This window comes from Sphingomonas ginsenosidivorax (assembly GCF_007995065.1).
In the GTDB taxonomy this organism is placed as follows: domain Bacteria; phylum Pseudomonadota; class Alphaproteobacteria; order Sphingomonadales; family Sphingomonadaceae; genus Sphingomonas; species Sphingomonas ginsenosidivorax.
The window spans coordinates 1364883-1379029 of record NZ_VOQR01000001.1 but is presented as its reverse complement, the minus strand read 5'-3'; the positions used below and the strand labels follow the sequence as shown (position 1 = coordinate 1379029).

Annotated in this window: 14 protein-coding genes; 1 reads left to right on the top strand and 13 read right to left on the bottom strand. The window is 67.3% G+C overall.

What is annotated here, in order from left to right; translation table 11 throughout:
* Positions 1-10: 10 nt before the first annotated feature.
* The 11 genes from FSB78_RS06160 to FSB78_RS06110 form a co-directional block, all read right to left on the bottom strand.
* Entirely contained in the window at positions 11-832 is an 822-nt protein-coding gene (locus tag FSB78_RS06160; RefSeq protein WP_147080893.1) for an HpcH/HpaI aldolase/citrate lyase family protein, read from the bottom strand.
* Positions 833-843: 11 nt separating this feature from the next.
* Positions 844-1587: a GntR family transcriptional regulator gene (locus FSB78_RS06155; protein WP_147080891.1), complete on the bottom strand. Its 744-nt coding sequence runs from the start codon at positions 1585-1587 to the stop codon at positions 844-846.
* Between the two features lie 83 nt (positions 1588-1670).
* Positions 1671-2879: a CaiB/BaiF CoA transferase family protein gene (locus FSB78_RS06150; RefSeq protein WP_147080890.1), complete on the bottom strand. Its 1209-nt coding sequence runs from the start codon at positions 2877-2879 to the stop codon at positions 1671-1673.
* Positions 2876-4045: an acyl-CoA dehydrogenase family protein gene (locus FSB78_RS06145; protein WP_147080888.1), complete on the bottom strand. Its 1170-nt coding sequence runs from the start codon at positions 4043-4045 to the stop codon at positions 2876-2878. The genes FSB78_RS06150 and FSB78_RS06145 overlap by 4 nt, the downstream gene beginning before the upstream one ends.
* A gap of 19 nt (positions 4046-4064) precedes the next feature.
* Complete coding sequence (locus FSB78_RS06140) at positions 4065-5438, bottom strand: MmgE/PrpD family protein (protein ID WP_147080886.1); 1374 nt, start codon at positions 5436-5438, stop codon at positions 4065-4067.
* Entirely contained in the window at positions 5435-6808 is a 1374-nt protein-coding gene (locus tag FSB78_RS06135) for an MFS transporter (protein ID WP_147080884.1), read from the bottom strand. Before FSB78_RS06135 ends, FSB78_RS06140 begins: the two co-directional genes overlap by 4 nt.
* Positions 6809-6931: 123 nt before the next feature.
* Positions 6932-7441: a MaoC family dehydratase gene (locus FSB78_RS06130; protein WP_147080882.1), complete on the bottom strand. Its 510-nt coding sequence runs from the start codon at positions 7439-7441 to the stop codon at positions 6932-6934.
* A 75-nt stretch (positions 7442-7516) separates the two neighbouring features.
* Entirely contained in the window at positions 7517-9049 is a 1533-nt protein-coding gene (locus tag FSB78_RS06125; RefSeq protein WP_147080880.1) for an OprO/OprP family phosphate-selective porin, read from the bottom strand.
* A gap of 130 nt (positions 9050-9179) precedes the next feature.
* The gene (locus FSB78_RS06120; RefSeq protein WP_147080878.1) at positions 9180-10091 is read right to left on the bottom strand and encodes an acyl-CoA thioesterase; all 912 of its coding nucleotides are present in this window, start codon (positions 10089-10091) and stop codon (positions 9180-9182) included.
* Between the two features lie 138 nt (positions 10092-10229).
* The gene (locus tag FSB78_RS06115) at positions 10230-10655 is read right to left on the bottom strand and encodes an ion channel (RefSeq protein ID WP_147080876.1); all 426 of its coding nucleotides are present in this window, start codon (positions 10653-10655) and stop codon (positions 10230-10232) included.
* A gap of 28 nt (positions 10656-10683) precedes the next feature.
* Positions 10684-11511: a hypothetical protein gene (locus FSB78_RS06110; protein ID WP_147080874.1), complete on the bottom strand. Its 828-nt coding sequence runs from the start codon at positions 11509-11511 to the stop codon at positions 10684-10686.
* A gap of 137 nt (positions 11512-11648) precedes the next feature.
* On the opposite strand from FSB78_RS06110, the gene FSB78_RS06105 reads away from it, so the two are divergent.
* Entirely contained in the window at positions 11649-12320 is a 672-nt protein-coding gene (locus tag FSB78_RS06105) for a hypothetical protein (protein WP_147080872.1), read from the top strand.
* A 62-nt stretch (positions 12321-12382) separates the two neighbouring features.
* Here FSB78_RS06105 and FSB78_RS06100 read toward each other — a convergent pair whose 3' ends face one another.
* The gene (locus FSB78_RS06100; RefSeq protein ID WP_147080870.1) at positions 12383-13312 is read right to left on the bottom strand and encodes an MBL fold metallo-hydrolase; all 930 of its coding nucleotides are present in this window, start codon (positions 13310-13312) and stop codon (positions 12383-12385) included.
* 51 nt (positions 13313-13363) lie between these two features.
* Positions 13364-14113, bottom strand: a complete 750-nt coding sequence (locus FSB78_RS06095; RefSeq protein ID WP_147080868.1) for an alpha/beta fold hydrolase — start codon at positions 14111-14113, stop codon at positions 13364-13366.
* Positions 14114-14147 lie beyond the last annotated feature (34 nt).

The following is a 14147-nucleotide window of genomic DNA, read 5'->3' as shown; positions in this document are numbered from 1 at the left end:
GCCGACACGCTCACGCCGACTGGTATGCGGCGTGAGCGCCCAGAAGCCGGCGGGCCCGATCGACGACGGGTTTGTCGATCAGCTTGCCGTCCAGCGCGACGGCGCCGAACCCGCCGTCGATCGCCGCCATCACGCGGGTCGCCCATTGGACGTCGACGTCCGAGGGAAGGAAGGCCGTGTTGACGACCTGTACCTGGCGGGGATGGACGCAGAGCTTTCCGCCGAAGCCGAAGCGCCGCGCGTGGTCGGCGTCGCGTGCCAGCGCCGCATCGTCCGACAGGTCGGTCGAAACGCCGTCGACCGGGGCGGCGAGCCCGGCGTTGCGCGAATGGAGGACAATCATCGTGCGGACATGGTCGATCTCGGCACCGTCGCCGTCGATGCCGGCGTCGGCCTGGAAATCGACCGTCCCGAACGACAGCCGCGCGAGCCCCGGCGCGGTGACGAGATCGGCGAGCGCGAAGACCGCCGAGACCGTCTCGACCAGCGCATGCAACGGCTTGCCGGTCGCGGCCTCGTGCATGGCGGCGAAGTCCGACGCACGCTCGGCCTTGGGCAGCATCAAGCCCGATACGCCCGGCAGGCCCGCCAGCGCGCGGACGTCGTCGGCGTGCCACTCCGTGTCGAGGCTGTTGATGCGGACGACGAAGCGCGGCTCGGTCAGGTCCGCGAGCGTATCATGGATCGTGTCGCGCGCTGCGGCCTTGCGGTCGGGGAGGACCGCATCCTCGAGGTCGATCACCACGAGGTCCGCGCCGCTCGCGCGCGCCTTGTCGAAACGCTCGGGGCGGTCGCCGGGGACGAACAGGATGCTGCGGGCGGCAATGGTCATGAGATCATCCTCTAGGCGCCGGACACGGAGTCCTGGCGGAAGGTCTGGGAATAGGAATAGCGGTCTGCCGGATGGGTATTGATCGCCATCTCGATGACCTCGCCGCGGACGTTCAGATACTGGCGAGTCAGTCGCAGGCCCGGAGCGCCGGGCTTGGTTTCGAGCAGTCTGGCGATCGGTGCGGGGATCGCCACCGCTTCGATATGCTGGCGAACCTCGGCGACGCGTTCGCCGAACTGTTCCTCGATCCGGCTGTAGATCGGTAGCGAGCCGACATCGTCCTCCAGCTTCACGCTGCGGAACGCGGGGTGGAGATAGATGTCCGAATAGGAGATCGGGCTGATCCCGGCGGCGCGGCGCAGCGCGCGGAGGTAGAGCCAGGTCTGGCCGGGGGTGGCACCGACCTGGTCCGCGATCGGCCCGTCCAGCGTTACCGTCGACCGCCCGATGAGCGAGAGGCGGGTCTCGTTGGTGTATTGCTGGAGATCGGCAAGACCCTCCATCACCTGGCGGTAGGCGGCCGGCCGCGACAGCCCCAGGACCCGCGTGCCGACCCCCGCCTGGCGCGAGACCATGCCCGATTGGACGAGACGCTTGATCGCCTCGCGCACGGTGAAGCGGCTCGCGCCGAACTGGTCGCAGAGTTCGAACTCGGTCGGCAGCAGCGTGCCGATGGGGTAGCGTCCATCCTCGATCTCGGTGATCAGCGTCTGGGCGAGTTGCAGGTAGCGCGGTTGCTGACGAAGCTGCGGCATCGGATATCCATCGTTCGGTTTGTCGGGTAATCCGGACAATAGGATATCGTTCAACGCCTTGGCGTTCGATGCAAGCGCCGGTGTCACCGGACGGCGCCGCGGACCCGCAAGGCATCGACATCGTCGACGGTATAGCCGAGCGTCGCGAGGACGGCGTCGGTATCCGCGCCGAGGGCGGGCGCCGCCTTGTCCGGATGCTCTACACCCGCCGCTCGGATCGACGAGGCGATACCGGGCAGGGGACCGTGCTCGGGATGCTGGAAGTCGACGATCCGCTTCGATTCGGCAAGAAACGGGTTGTCGAGCGCCTGCTGGACGTCGAGCACCGGCGCGGCAGGGACCCTGCCTTCGAACATCTGCATCCAGTCCGCGGTAGTCCGGGTCGACAGCACCGCATCGAGATCGGCGTTGAACGCAGGCCTGTTCTCCAGCCTGGCGGCGAAGGTCGCGTAGCGCGGGTCGGTCGTCCAGTCCGGACGCCCGATCAGCCCGCACAGGACCTCGAAGAACTTCTCCTTGTTGCACATCACGAAGATCCAGCCGTCGCTGGTCGTGTAGAGCTGGCTGGGGGTCAGCGACGGGTGGCTGGAGCGCGAGGTGCGTTCGACGGTGACACCGCCGTTCAGATACCACTGCGCGACATAGTTGAGGTTGCCGAGCGCGACGTCGAACAGGCTGACGTCCAGATCGCACCCGACGCCGCTGGCGCGCGCCGAGACGACGCCGGCGAGGATCGCGAGCGCGGCGGTGGTGCCGGTCATGAAGTCGACGATCGACAGTCCGAAGCGCGAGGGCGGTGTTCCCGGCTCGCCGGTCAGCGACAGATAGCCGGCCTCGGCCTGCATCAGATAGTCATAGCCGGGCCACGCCGCGCGACTGCCGGTGCGGCCATAGGCGGACAAGTGGACGCACGCGATCGCCGGGTTGAACTGCGACAGCGCGGCATAGTCGAGCCCCAGCTTCGCCGGCAGATCGCCACGCAGGTTGTTGAACACCACGTCGGAATCCGCGACGAGCTTCTCCAGCACCGCACGCCCGTCGGCGCTCTTCAGGTCTAGGCCGATGCTGCGCTTGTTGCGGTTGAGCGATTCGTAGAAATGGCTGTCACCGGGGGCGAAGAAATACGGGCCGACATGGCGGCCGATATCGCCGCCGTCCTTGTGGTTCTCGATCTTGATGACGTCGGCACCCAGGTCGGCGAGTTGCTGCGTCCCGAACGGCCCGGCGCCATATTGTTCGATCGCGACGATACGGAGTCCCGCGAGTGGCTGGTTAGGGGCGGGCTGGGTCATGCCGGGTTCCGCGCGATGATCTGCTTGGCGATGATGATCCGCTGCAGCTCGTTGGTGCCCTCGCCGATCGTCAGCAGCGGCGCGTCGCGGTAGAGGCGCTCGACATTGTATTCCTTCGAATAGCCGTAGCCGCCGAAGATCCGCATCGCCTCGATCGCATTCTCCAGGCCGGCTTCGGTGGCGAAATACTTCGCCATGCCGGCTTCCATGTCGCACCGCTCGCCGCGGTCATAGGCTTTGGCCGCCGCCTCGGTCAGCAGCCGCGCGGCATGAGTGCGCGTCGTCATCTCGCCGAGTTTGAGCTGGATCGCCTGATGCTCGCAGATCGGCTTGCCGAACGTCTTGCGCGTCTGCGCATAGGCGACCGCCTCGTCGAGCGCCGCCTGCGCGATCCCGACGCCGCGCGCGGCCACGTTGATCCGCCCGAGCTCGAGCCCGCCGAGCACCTGTTTCAGGCCGACGCCCTCGACCCCGCCGATCAGCCGGTCGACGGGCACGCGGTACCCGTCGAAGGTGAGCGCGTTGCTGTCGATGCCCTTGTAGCCGAGCTTCTCCAGCTTCTTGGACACGATGAAGCCATCGCCCTTCTCGGCGATCAGCAGGCTCATGCCCTTGTGGCGCGGCTCGGCGGTCGTGTCGGTCTTGACGAGCAGCAGGATGGTGTTGCCCGAGCCCGAATTGGTGATCCACATCTTGCTGCCGTTGACGACATAGTCGTCGCCGTCGCGCACCGCGGTGGTGCGGATCGCCTGGAGGTCGGTGCCCGCATCGGGCTCGGTCAGGCCGATCCCGCCGCGGAGCTCGCCGGTCGCGAACTTCGGCAGGTAATGATCCTTCTGCGCCTCGGTGCCGCAGCGCTGCACCGTCATCGCCATGATCATGTGGCTGTTGATGATGCCCGCGACCGACATCCACACGGTCGAGATCTTCTCGATGATCCGCGCATAGGTCAGCGTCGAGACGCCGAAGCCGCCGAATTCGGGCGCGATCATCAGGCCGAACAGGCCCATCTCCTTCATCGTGTCGACGATCTTCTGCGGATATTCGTCGTCATGTTCGAGCTGGTGGACGAACGGCCGTACATCGGTCTCGATGAACTTGTCGATCGAATCGAGGATCATGATCTCTTCGTCGGTCATCGTGTCTTCCGGGATCTGAGTGGTCATGGGGAGGTCTTCCTAGAAATCAGGCGCGCCGGGCGAGGATGTCGCCGAGCGCGGAAGCGGGGTGCCGGTCCATGCCGAGCACGGCAGTCCGGATGGCGGCGGCGCGGGTCACGTCGACGGTACGCGCGGCGTTCTCGAAATATTTGACGTCGATATCGGCGTTGGCGAGCGGCCGGTCGGGCGCGCCGCGGTTGATCGCCTCGCGGTGGCGAAGCATGCGGCCGTCGGTCGTCTCGACGATCACCTCGCCGGTAAAGTGCCGGGGGTAATCGCTGTCCGGGTCGATGGCGTAGGTGACGCGGCCGGCGAGATCGAGGACCGCCGGATCGCTCAATGCCGGCGGATCGAGCGCGTCGAGCGTGAACCTGCCGGTCAGCAGCGCAGTGGCCACGGTATAGGGGATCGAGAATTGCGCATCGTAGCCGGTCCGCGGCGTGCGCTTCGGCGCGAGGGGCTCGCAGACGATCGGGATGACCGCCTCGGGTACCAGTACGACGACCCGTGCGATGTCGGTTGCGGTCAGGTCATGTTCCGACCGGAGTGCGACCGCCGCGTCGATCGCGGCGTGCGTCATGTGGCAGGCGGGGAGCGGCTTGACCGAAACCGTCTCGATCTCCCAGGTCTCCCCGAGCCCTTCGGTCGCCTGCGCGAGCAGGGCCGGCGCGGCGTCGCGCAGGTAGAGCGCGTAGAGTCCGAACCGGCCTTCATAGGCCTCGGGCGGGCCGACGAAGCCGCGTTTCGCAAGCGTGGCGGCGGTGAGCGCCGAACTCGCCGCCCAGCCGGGGTGAAGCCGCTTGGTCCAGGCGCCGTCGGCGAGGAATTCGAGGCTGCCGCCTGCCATCGACAGGACGATGCCCTGCGCCATCGCGGTCTGCGGCGCGTCGAGGCCGAGCAGCCTGCCGGCCGCGAGCGTCGATCCGAACGCGCCGATCAGGCCGGTCGGGTGGAAACCGAAGCCGTGGAACCCGCCCGCGCCGACGGCGGCCACGCGGGTCGAGACCTCCATCGCGGCGATATAGGCGACGAGCAGGTCGGCGCCCGAGGCGCCCGCCTGGTCCGCCGCGACCAGCGCGGTTGGGAACGCACTGACGGTCGCATGGATGATCCCGCGGGCGTGCGTATCGTCATAGTCGAGCCCGTGCGTGACGATCCCGTTCAGCAGCGCCGCGTCGCGCATCGCCAGCGTGCGGCCATAGCCGAGCACGGGGGCGGTGCCGCTGCCCAGGTCCTCGGCGGTGGCGAAGCTCGCCTCCGCCCAGGGCGCGCCGACCGCGGCGAGCCCGGTGCCGACCGCGTCGAGGATCAGGTGGCGCGCCCGTTCCTTGACGCGGTCCGGGATGGCATCGATCGTCAGGCGCGTCGCGAAGTCGGCAAAGGTCTGCGAGAGCGTCACTTGGCCGCCCCCCCGGTCACCAGCGAGTCGTCCGAGACGTCGTCGAGCGACTGGCCGGTGGTCTCGATGTTCAACAGGCCGACTGCCGCGATCATGCAGGCAAGCACGACGCCGACCATGCCGAGCACGCCCTCCAGCCCGAAGCGCTCGAACAGCGCGACGGTGGCGTAGGGCGTGACCATCGATGCGGCGCGGCCGCACATTCCGGCGAACCCGGTCCCGCGCAGGCGGTAGGCGGTCGGGAACAGCTCGGGAATGTAGGCGAACAGCGCGAGCGTCACGAGCGTGTAGATGCTGGAGACGAGCAGGAAGCCGGTCAGCGGCACCATCAGGTCGCCGTGCGCATTGGGATAGAGGAAGCCGAACACCATGATCGCGACCGCGGCCGCGATCAGCGAGGCGCGACGCGAGATACGGTCGGCGATGCCGATCGCGACGACCGCGCCGAACACGCTGCCGAACGACATCAGCGTGGTGTACCAGAGCGAGGTGACGATGCCGGTGCCATGGCTGACCAGGAAGGTCGGCAGCCAGGCGACGAAGCCGTAGACCGAGACGTTGACCGCGATCGCGGCGAGCGTCGCGGCGATCAGGCGACGGCGGAGCTTGGATCCGAACAGCGCGCCGAGCGGCGCGTGGACCTGCTGCACGACGCGGACCTCGGGGACGGCCGCCAGAGGGCCCTTGTGCGCGACGACTTCGGCTTCGATCTCGCGAAGCGTCGCCTCGGCCTCTTCGTTGCGGCCGACCGATTCCAGCCAGCGCGGCGATTCCGGCATCTTCTTGCGCATCACCCAGACGATCAGCGCGAGGATACCGCCGATCGCGAACATGTAGCGCCAGCCGAGGGTCGGGATGACGATATAGCCGACCGAGGTCGCAACCAGCAGGCCGGAATTGACGACCATGCCCATGATCGACACCCAGCGCCCGCGATAGGCGGGCGGGATGAACTCGCCGAGCGTCCCCGCCGCGACGACGAGCTCGGCACCGAGGCCGATACCCATGATGAAGCGGCAGACGATCAGGAAACTCATGTTGGGCGAGAAGATCGCCGCGATCGAGGCGAGCCCGAACAGCGCGAGGTTGAACTGGTACGACGCGCGGCGTCCGAAGCGGTCGCCGACATAGCCCGCCATGCCCGCACCGATCATCATGCCGAGGAACGTCATCGACATGAACACCGCGGCCTGCGCCAGTGTCGAGAAGCCCTCTGCCTTGAGCGCGGCGATGACGCCGCCGGCCAGATACACGTCGAACGCATCGAGGAACGCACCGGCGCTGATCAGCCCCAGGATGCGCCAGTGAAATCGGGAGATGGGCAGACGGTCCAGCCTGGCTCCGGCGTTGACGGCAATGGTACTGGCCATGAGGCTACCTCTCTAGGGAATGACGATCGGCCGGGGCGTCTTGGACGACGCTCTCGCAGCGCATGCACGGGGATGATCGACCGCGGGGGCGCGGGGCGGCGGCCGGTTGGTCGGTCGCTCGGATCACTGGTCGTCGGGGGACTGTCCGCGCTTGTAGACCAGCGAGTTGCGCGTGAACTCCATGATCTGCTTGGCGTCCTGGTTGAAGGCGCGGGTGCGGGTGGTGACGATCCCCTGTGTGGGCCGCGACTTCGAGTCCCGGATCGCGAGGACTTCGGTCTCCGCGGTCAGCGTATCGCCGCCGAACACCGGATGCGTCAGCTTGATATCGGTCCAGCCGAGATTGGCGGGCGACTTGCCGCTGACGTCGTTGACGGTCATGCCGAGCACGATCGCCAGCGTCAGCCCGCTGTTGACGAGCAGCCGCCCGAATTCGCTCTTGGCGGCATATTGCGCGTCGCAGTGCATCGGGTGCGCGTTCATCGTCATCAGCGAGAACTGGATATTGTCCGCATCGGTGATCGTCCGACCGGGGCGGTGCTCATAGATGTCGCCGACGATGAAATCCTCGAGATAGCGGCCATAGCTTGCGCGGTAGCGCTGCTCGCCGACCTTGATAGCCGAAAGGCTCATACATCCTCCTTATCGCTTTGTACGGACATTACAGAAGTTACGGCAGGTTGACAAGTCCTGTTCGGGGACCGGCGTTCAGAAGGCCACTTCGGCCCTTGCGGCGAAGGTGTCGCCGGAATCGCGTCCGACGAAGCTGCCCGTCCGGTTGTCGGTGCGGAAATGGGTATAATCCGCCATGAAGCGGAAATTGTTGGTCAGCGACCAGTTCAGCCCGACCGTACCCGCCGTGCCGGTACCCCCGAGCGGGAGGCTGGAACTGTCGAGATCCTCGTAGCGCACAACGGCCTCCAGCGCGCCCCAGCCGCCATCGAGCACCGAGTTCAGCACGTTCGGCGCAACATAGGTGCCGCTGCGTGCGGCATAGGTCGGCGTCTCGCCGGTGATCCAGAAGCCGCCATTGACCGACAACGCCTTGATCTTGCCGCTGCGGAAGGTCGAGGTCGGGCCGCCGTGCACGATACGCTGGCCATATTCGCCGAAGGCATAGAACGGCCCGAGCGTGCCACCGAGCTCGAGGCCGAACGCCTTCGACCCATCGGCGCCGGTCAGCGCCGCGGATTCGACGCGTACGCTGTTGTTGAGCGCCCCCGCCATGCCCTGCGCGAAGGTCGTCGGCAGCGTCGTGTCGGGGATGTTCTCGCTATACGCCCAGCCGCCGATATGGATCAGCCCGTGCTTGGTGAGGACCGGGTTCCAGTGTGCGCGGCCCAGAAACAGACGGTTGTCGCTGCGCGTGAAATCGCTGTCGATCGCGTCGCCGTGCACGCCGAAACTCGCATGCCAGTTCTTGCCGCCCGCGCGTCCGACCGCGCCCATCAGAAAGACCTTGCCGCCCTGCGTCGCGAGCGCGGTGGTGTTGATGTTGGTCGTGATGAAGGGGTTGGCGGTCGACGCGGTGCCGATATCGATGCCGCGGTCGGTGATGAGATTGCCGAACCGGACGTCGGCGTCGGTCGCGCCGAACTTCTGGCGGTAGCCGACGAACGCCTGCACGACTTCGGTCGCGTTGCGCCGGAAATCAGTCTCGAACTGGTAGAACAGGTGATCGCCGATCGTGCCGATCGCGCCGACGCGGAACTGGCGCAGCGTCGAGACGGTGATGTTGCGGCGGTCGAAGTCGGATCCGCCCGTGGACGACACGTCGGCCAGCAGGCGCCCGCGCATCTTGAAGGTGAACTTGCCGTCGCGGCTGCTGAACACGGGCGCGCCGCGGCTCCAGTCGACCGCGAGGTCGGCGGGCAAGGCGACCCCACCGGTGCTCGTGACCTGGGCGTTGCCGACCGGTACGGGGGCGATCTTCGCGCCGGCATCGGCCTCCTGCCTGGCGACCTGCACGCGGGTCGGCGCGGGTGTCGGGGTGGGGGGCGTCGGAACTGGTGGTTGCGGCGCATTCGCGGCGAGGGCGCGCCCGGCCTTCGCCTTGGCGTTGGCGATCAGCGTATCGGCGCGTTCGCGACTGACCAACTTGTTCTCGACCATCTCGTCGATCAGCGCGAGCATGGTCTGGTACGACGGATCGGTATCCAGCGCCGACATGGCCTGGGCCTGCGCCGCCGATGGAGAGGCGGCAAGCACCGCGCACAGCGCGACGGCGTAGGAAGTACGCATACAGACATCCTCTTGTGATCGGGATCGTCTGTCTTCGGCAGCGCGATAGCCCGGGACCGGCAGCGCCGGCTGGGATAGTCTTAATGTCCGTACAAATGAAATGTCAACGGCGGGGCTCGCGAAAAGCGAGTCAGGGCATGTGCGGTATGGTCGTACGCGGCGCCAGATCGGGTCGCGAACGGATCAGGCCTTCCTGCGTCACATGCGCGATCGCGCGCCCGTCGCGGGTGTGGAACACGCCGCGCGCAAAGCCGCGGCCATGCCCGGACCACGGGCTCTCGCTGGAGTAGAGCAGCCAGTCGTCGAGCGGGACATCCTCGTGGAACCACATCGCGTGATCGAGGCTGGCGGTCTGCATGCTGTGCTCGAACATGTTGACGCCGTGCGGGATCAGCGACGCACTGAGCAGCGCGTAGTCCGACAGATAGGCGAGCACACCCCGGCGCACCGCCGGTTCGGCCGGCGCGCGCCCGCGGAACCGGAGCCAGACATGGGACACGGGCACGCCGGGTTCGGTCTGCAGGAACGCCGGCACGCCGCAGGGCCGGATATCGAAGGCGGACGGTTGGCCGAGGAACGCGGCGGCCTGCGCGGAGCGGTCCGCATAGTCGCGCGCGCGGACGTCGAGCGAGCGGAGGGATTCGGGCGGCGGCACGTCGGGCATCGCGGCCGCATGCTCCAGACCGGCTTCGGGGCGCTGGAACGACGCCGTGAGGGTCAGGATCGTCGCGTCGTTCTGACTGGCGGTGACGCGACGGTTCGCGAACGAGGTGCCGTCGAAATCCCGCTCGACCCGGAAGATGATCGGTCGGGTCTCGGCGCCCGCACGCAGGAAATAGGCGTGCATGCTGTGCGCGACGGCGGGTCCGTCGACCGATCGCTGGGCGGCCATCAGCGCCTGCGCGACGACCTGTCCGCCGAAGACGCGCGCGTTGGCGCCCGGCCGCTGCGACCCGCGAAACAGGTTGGTATCCAGCGGTTCGAGGTCGAGAAGCCCGACCAGTTCGGCGGCGAGGTCCGGGGTGGAGGCTGTGTCGATCATGCCCGCCCGTACCGTTCGAGGGCGAGGGGTCAAGCGCGCAGGGTCGGTTGGGTGAGGGGCCGGAGTGGTCGCGGAGCGTGCCCGGGTCTGGCGTTCAGTGATGCAGGACCCGGACCCGCCGACCGATGACCTGAACCGTCACCGGTGCCGGATACGGTGCAGTTCGGAGACGAGGACGGCGACCGACCAGCCCATCAGCAGGACGCCGTTGATCCCCTCGATCGCCCTGACCAGCCGCCACGATGCGGCAAGCGATTCGTCCGAAAAGCCGATCGCCGCATAGGTGATCGTCGAGAAATAGACCGAGGCGGCCAGCGTCGTGGTCGCTCCGATGCCCAGATAGACGATCGCGTAGAACCAGATCTCGATGCCGGCCAGCGCGAGCAGGCCGAGCACGACCGCACTCGTATAGGCCGCCCCCGTCAGCGAATGCGGGTTGAGCTCGAGGTCGACCGCACCGCGATCGAGCGCGCGCAGCGATCGACCGATGGTGAGCAACCCGAGCCCGTGGATCACCGCGGTCGTCAGGACGAGCAACGTCGACAGAGCGAGCTCGATCAGCATCGGCAGGGAAACGGTCCGGTGATGACCGCTAGAACCTGCGCGGCTCGTTGCCGATGACGTCGCAGGTGCCGCGGAACCCGTAGCTGCTCATGCCCTGCACCGTGATCCTGCCGCTGCGGCGATCGATGACCACGCGCGGCTTGTTGAGCCCGTTGAGGCGATAGGTGCCGCGGATCATATCGGGTCCGATCGAGACGTCGTAGAGGTCCCACCAGCCGCTGTTGCCGCGCGAGTTGATCGGCGGAATCAGCGAGCGGGGAAGCCGGATGCGTCCGCCGCCGCTCCAGGTCTGGACCATCAGCGATGCGTCGAACACCTCGGTCCGGGTCTCGTTGTACCGGCCATATTCGTAGCGGTCGCGATCCCTGTTCCACGTCCAGGTCGTGCCGCTGGCGATCCCGGGCTTGGTGCCGTCGCCGAAACAGACGAGGCCGAGATCGACGGTGTTATCGCCGACCACCGGTCCGCCGCCGGGATAGCCGGGGCGTCCGAACCCGGGATCGGGGTCGTAGCCGGGGCGCGCTCGGCTGGCGGGCCGGTTCGCGTAGTTCGGGTCGGGTCGGAGATTTGCCGACTGCCGGCAGTCGGGTGGCAGCGTCGGCTGGATGGAGTTGTAGCGCCCCTCCATCGTCGCGATGGTCACGCACTGGCGGCGGTCGGCGTTCCACCAATAGCTGTAGCTGCGGTCGTCGCCCTTCTCCGTGCGGACGTTGACGTATCCGCGGCGCTGCAGCTCGCCTTCGGCTTGCCCGCCGCGGGCGCCGACCAGGTCTTCGAGACCGGTCGATTGCGCGGTTGCTGCTCCGGACAGAAGCAGCGAAGCGACGATAGCGGCGATTTCCTTGACACCTGGCATGCTGAGTCCCCCGTTTGGCCTCGATCCCTGCGATGAGACCGAAGGCTAGGACGGCGAAACGGCCGCGTCCAGCCGTTACCGGCATCGCGACGCGCGCCGCCCGTTGCGACGCCGACACCGATCGCCCATGATGCGGCATGGACTTCATGAAGTGGCTCAACTCGCTCGACGAACTTCTCTACGAAGTGATGAGCTGGCTGCTGTTCTTTCCCGTCACGATGTGGCGGGCGGCCGTCCATCCGATCCGGATCCTGCACGAGACCGAGGCGGCGGCGATGCTTCCCGAGGACCAGCGCTATGCCGACGTCCTCAGCCCGCCGCTGTTTCTCGCCCTCGCGTTGCTGGTCGCGCATGCGATCGCGACGGCGCTGGGGCAGACCGATCTGATCATCGCCAACCAGCACGGGCTGGCGGCGCTGGTGACCGACAATGCGAGCGCGCTCGTGTTGCGGATCGTCATCTTCGCCGCGTTCCCGCTGTTCCTCGCGGCGCGCATGGTCCGTCGCCAGAAGGCGAAACTGGACCGGATTTCGCTCCAGCAACCCTTTTACGGCCAATGCTACCCGGCCGCGATCTTCGCGCTCGGCATCAGCACCGGGGCCAGCCTCGGCTATGACAGCCATCCCCTGCTGCAGACCATCGGGCACTGGCTGGTCGTGGCGAGCATCGTCAATTTCTGGGTCGTCGAAACGCTGTGGTTCGCCAAGGTCCTGGGCATCGGCTATCTGCGGGCGTGCGGCAACGTGCTCGTCGGACTGCTCGAGGGCACGCTGTTCCTGCTCGCCGTCGGGTTCCTGTTCACCCGCTAGCCCGGTTGACGGCCGCCCATGCCGATCGACGCGGCGCGCCGAACGGTTTCCCGGCGGTCGCCTCAGACGCCGCGGTAGACGAGCGCCGTGAACAGCGTTCCGCCGATGATCGACCGGCCCCATGTCGCGTCGAGGTCCTTTGTCGGGGCGGCCGCCTGCGCCTGGGCGAGCGTCATCCCCTTCCGCTTGAGCGCGGCGACCCGGTTTCGGACCGTGACGAGCATGTCGCGGAAGGCGGCCTGGGACCTCAGGTCGCCGGCCGGGCCGTGGCCGGGAACGATGATCGTGCGCGGCGTCGACATCGCGATGTTCGCGTTGGCAGCGGCAATCGCGCCGTCGATGCTGCCCCCCGTCACATAATCGATGAACGGATATTGGCCGTTCCAGAAGGTGTCGCCGGTCGCAAGGATGTCGGCCTTTGCGAAATAGACGGAGATGTCGCCATCGGTGTGGCCGTGCCTGTAATGACGGATGCGGATCGTCTCGCCGCTCGCGTGCAGCGTGCGGTCGCCGGTGATGACGATGTTGGGCAGCGCGGTCGCCGGCTTGGGCCGGAACATGGTCTCCCATTCGACCACCCGGATGGTCTGCTTCAGGCGCTGCACCGCGACCGTGTCCGCGATGATGTCGCCGCCCTGTGCGCGGACCCAGCCGTTGCCGTCGGCGTGGTCCCAGTGCCAGTGCGTATCGACCGCGAGCCGGATCCGGCCCGGACCGAGGGCGCGCAGGCTTTTCAGGATCATCGGTTTCGATACGGCGATCCCGGTATCGACGAGGAAGAAGCCGTTGCGCCCGGGCAGCGCGGTGATGTTCCCGCCCGAGCCCTCGAGCATGCTGATGCCGCCGCGCAGGCGGTGGGTCTTGATCGGCCCCGCCTTCGCGGCGGCGTTGATGGCGGAGAAGGGGCTCGCGACCGCTGCCGTGTAGGCAAGGAGGAGAGCCGCGACCGAAACGGCAGACGCGACGATGGGCAGCGACCGACGTGCACGCATGATCGTTTCCTTTGGCGGCGGGCGGGGGAGGGGTAGGGGGCGCGCAGCTCGTTACTTGACGGCGCGTGCGGCCTCTTCGATCACGTCCGCGACGGCGCGCGGCTGCGAGATGAAGACGACGTGGCTGGCATCGATCTCGGTGATCTTCGCGCCCGCCCGCTTGTACATCCAGCGCTCAAGGTTCGCGTTCAGCGCGAGATCCTTGGTAGCAACGATGCCGTAGCTCGGCTTGCTGCGCCACGAGGCCACCTTGGTCTTCTCGCTGAACGCGATCGCCGCGACGGGCATCTGCGACGCCTTCATGAATTCGGCCAGATCCTTCGGCACGTCGGCCGCGAAGTCCGCCACGAACTTGTCGGAGGCCAGTGACAGGAAACCGTCCGCACTTTCCTCGACGTCGCCGTTGGGCAGCTCCATCGTCTTGGCGAGACCGATCACGGATTCGCCCACGTCGGGCTGGAGTGCTGCGACATAGACCAGCGCCTTGACCTTGGGGTCGGCGCCCGCATCGGTGATGATCTGGCCGCCATAGCTGTGGCCGACCAGGACGACAGGACCCGTCTGCTTGTCGAGCACGCGCTGGGTCGCCGCGATGTCGTCCGTCAGGCTGGTCAGCGGCTGCGAGACGATGCTGACGTGATAGCCGTCCTTGACGAGGATGTCGTAGACCCCGCGCCAGCCCGAACCGTCGGCATAGGCGCCGTGGACGAGCACGATGTTCTTCGCGGGTGCCGCCACCGCGGCGCTGACGGGCAGGACCGAGGCGGCTGTCGCGGCGAGAAGGATACTGAACGATTTCATGAGTGTCTCCGATGTCGAGGGGCCGCGTGATGCG

Bases quoted from the DNA above. Each gene is read 5' to 3' on its own strand.
- FSB78_RS06130 (WP_147080882.1), bottom strand. From the start codon at position 7,441: ATGAGCCTTTCGGCTATCAAGGTCGGCGAGCAGCGCTACCGCGCAAGC.
- FSB78_RS06145 (WP_147080888.1), bottom strand. From the start codon at position 4,045: ATGACCACTCAGATCCCGGAAGACACGATGACCGACGAAGAGATCATG.
- FSB78_RS06105 (WP_147080872.1), top strand. From the start codon at position 11,649: ATGGACTTCATGAAGTGGCTCAACTCGCTCGACGAACTTCTCTACGAA.
- FSB78_RS06110 (WP_147080874.1), bottom strand. From the start codon at position 11,511: ATGCCAGGTGTCAAGGAAATCGCCGCTATCGTCGCTTCGCTGCTTCTG.
- FSB78_RS06150 (WP_147080890.1), bottom strand. From the start codon at position 2,879: ATGACCCAGCCCGCCCCTAACCAGCCACTCGCGGGACTCCGTATCGTC.
- FSB78_RS06125 (WP_147080880.1), bottom strand. From the start codon at position 9,049: ATGCGTACTTCCTACGCCGTCGCGCTGTGCGCGGTGCTTGCCGCCTCT.
- FSB78_RS06100 (WP_147080870.1), bottom strand. From the start codon at position 13,312: ATGCGTGCACGTCGGTCGCTGCCCATCGTCGCGTCTGCCGTTTCGGTC.
- FSB78_RS06115 (WP_147080876.1), bottom strand. From the start codon at position 10,655: ATGCTGATCGAGCTCGCTCTGTCGACGTTGCTCGTCCTGACGACCGCG.
- FSB78_RS06120 (WP_147080878.1), bottom strand. From the start codon at position 10,091: ATGATCGACACAGCCTCCACCCCGGACCTCGCCGCCGAACTGGTCGGG.
- FSB78_RS06135 (WP_147080884.1), bottom strand. From the start codon at position 6,808: ATGGCCAGTACCATTGCCGTCAACGCCGGAGCCAGGCTGGACCGTCTG.
- FSB78_RS06160 (WP_147080893.1), bottom strand. From the start codon at position 832: ATGACCATTGCCGCCCGCAGCATCCTGTTCGTCCCCGGCGACCGCCCC.
- FSB78_RS06155 (WP_147080891.1), bottom strand. From the start codon at position 1,587: ATGCCGCAGCTTCGTCAGCAACCGCGCTACCTGCAACTCGCCCAGACG.
- FSB78_RS06095 (WP_147080868.1), bottom strand. From the start codon at position 14,113: ATGAAATCGTTCAGTATCCTTCTCGCCGCGACAGCCGCCTCGGTCCTG.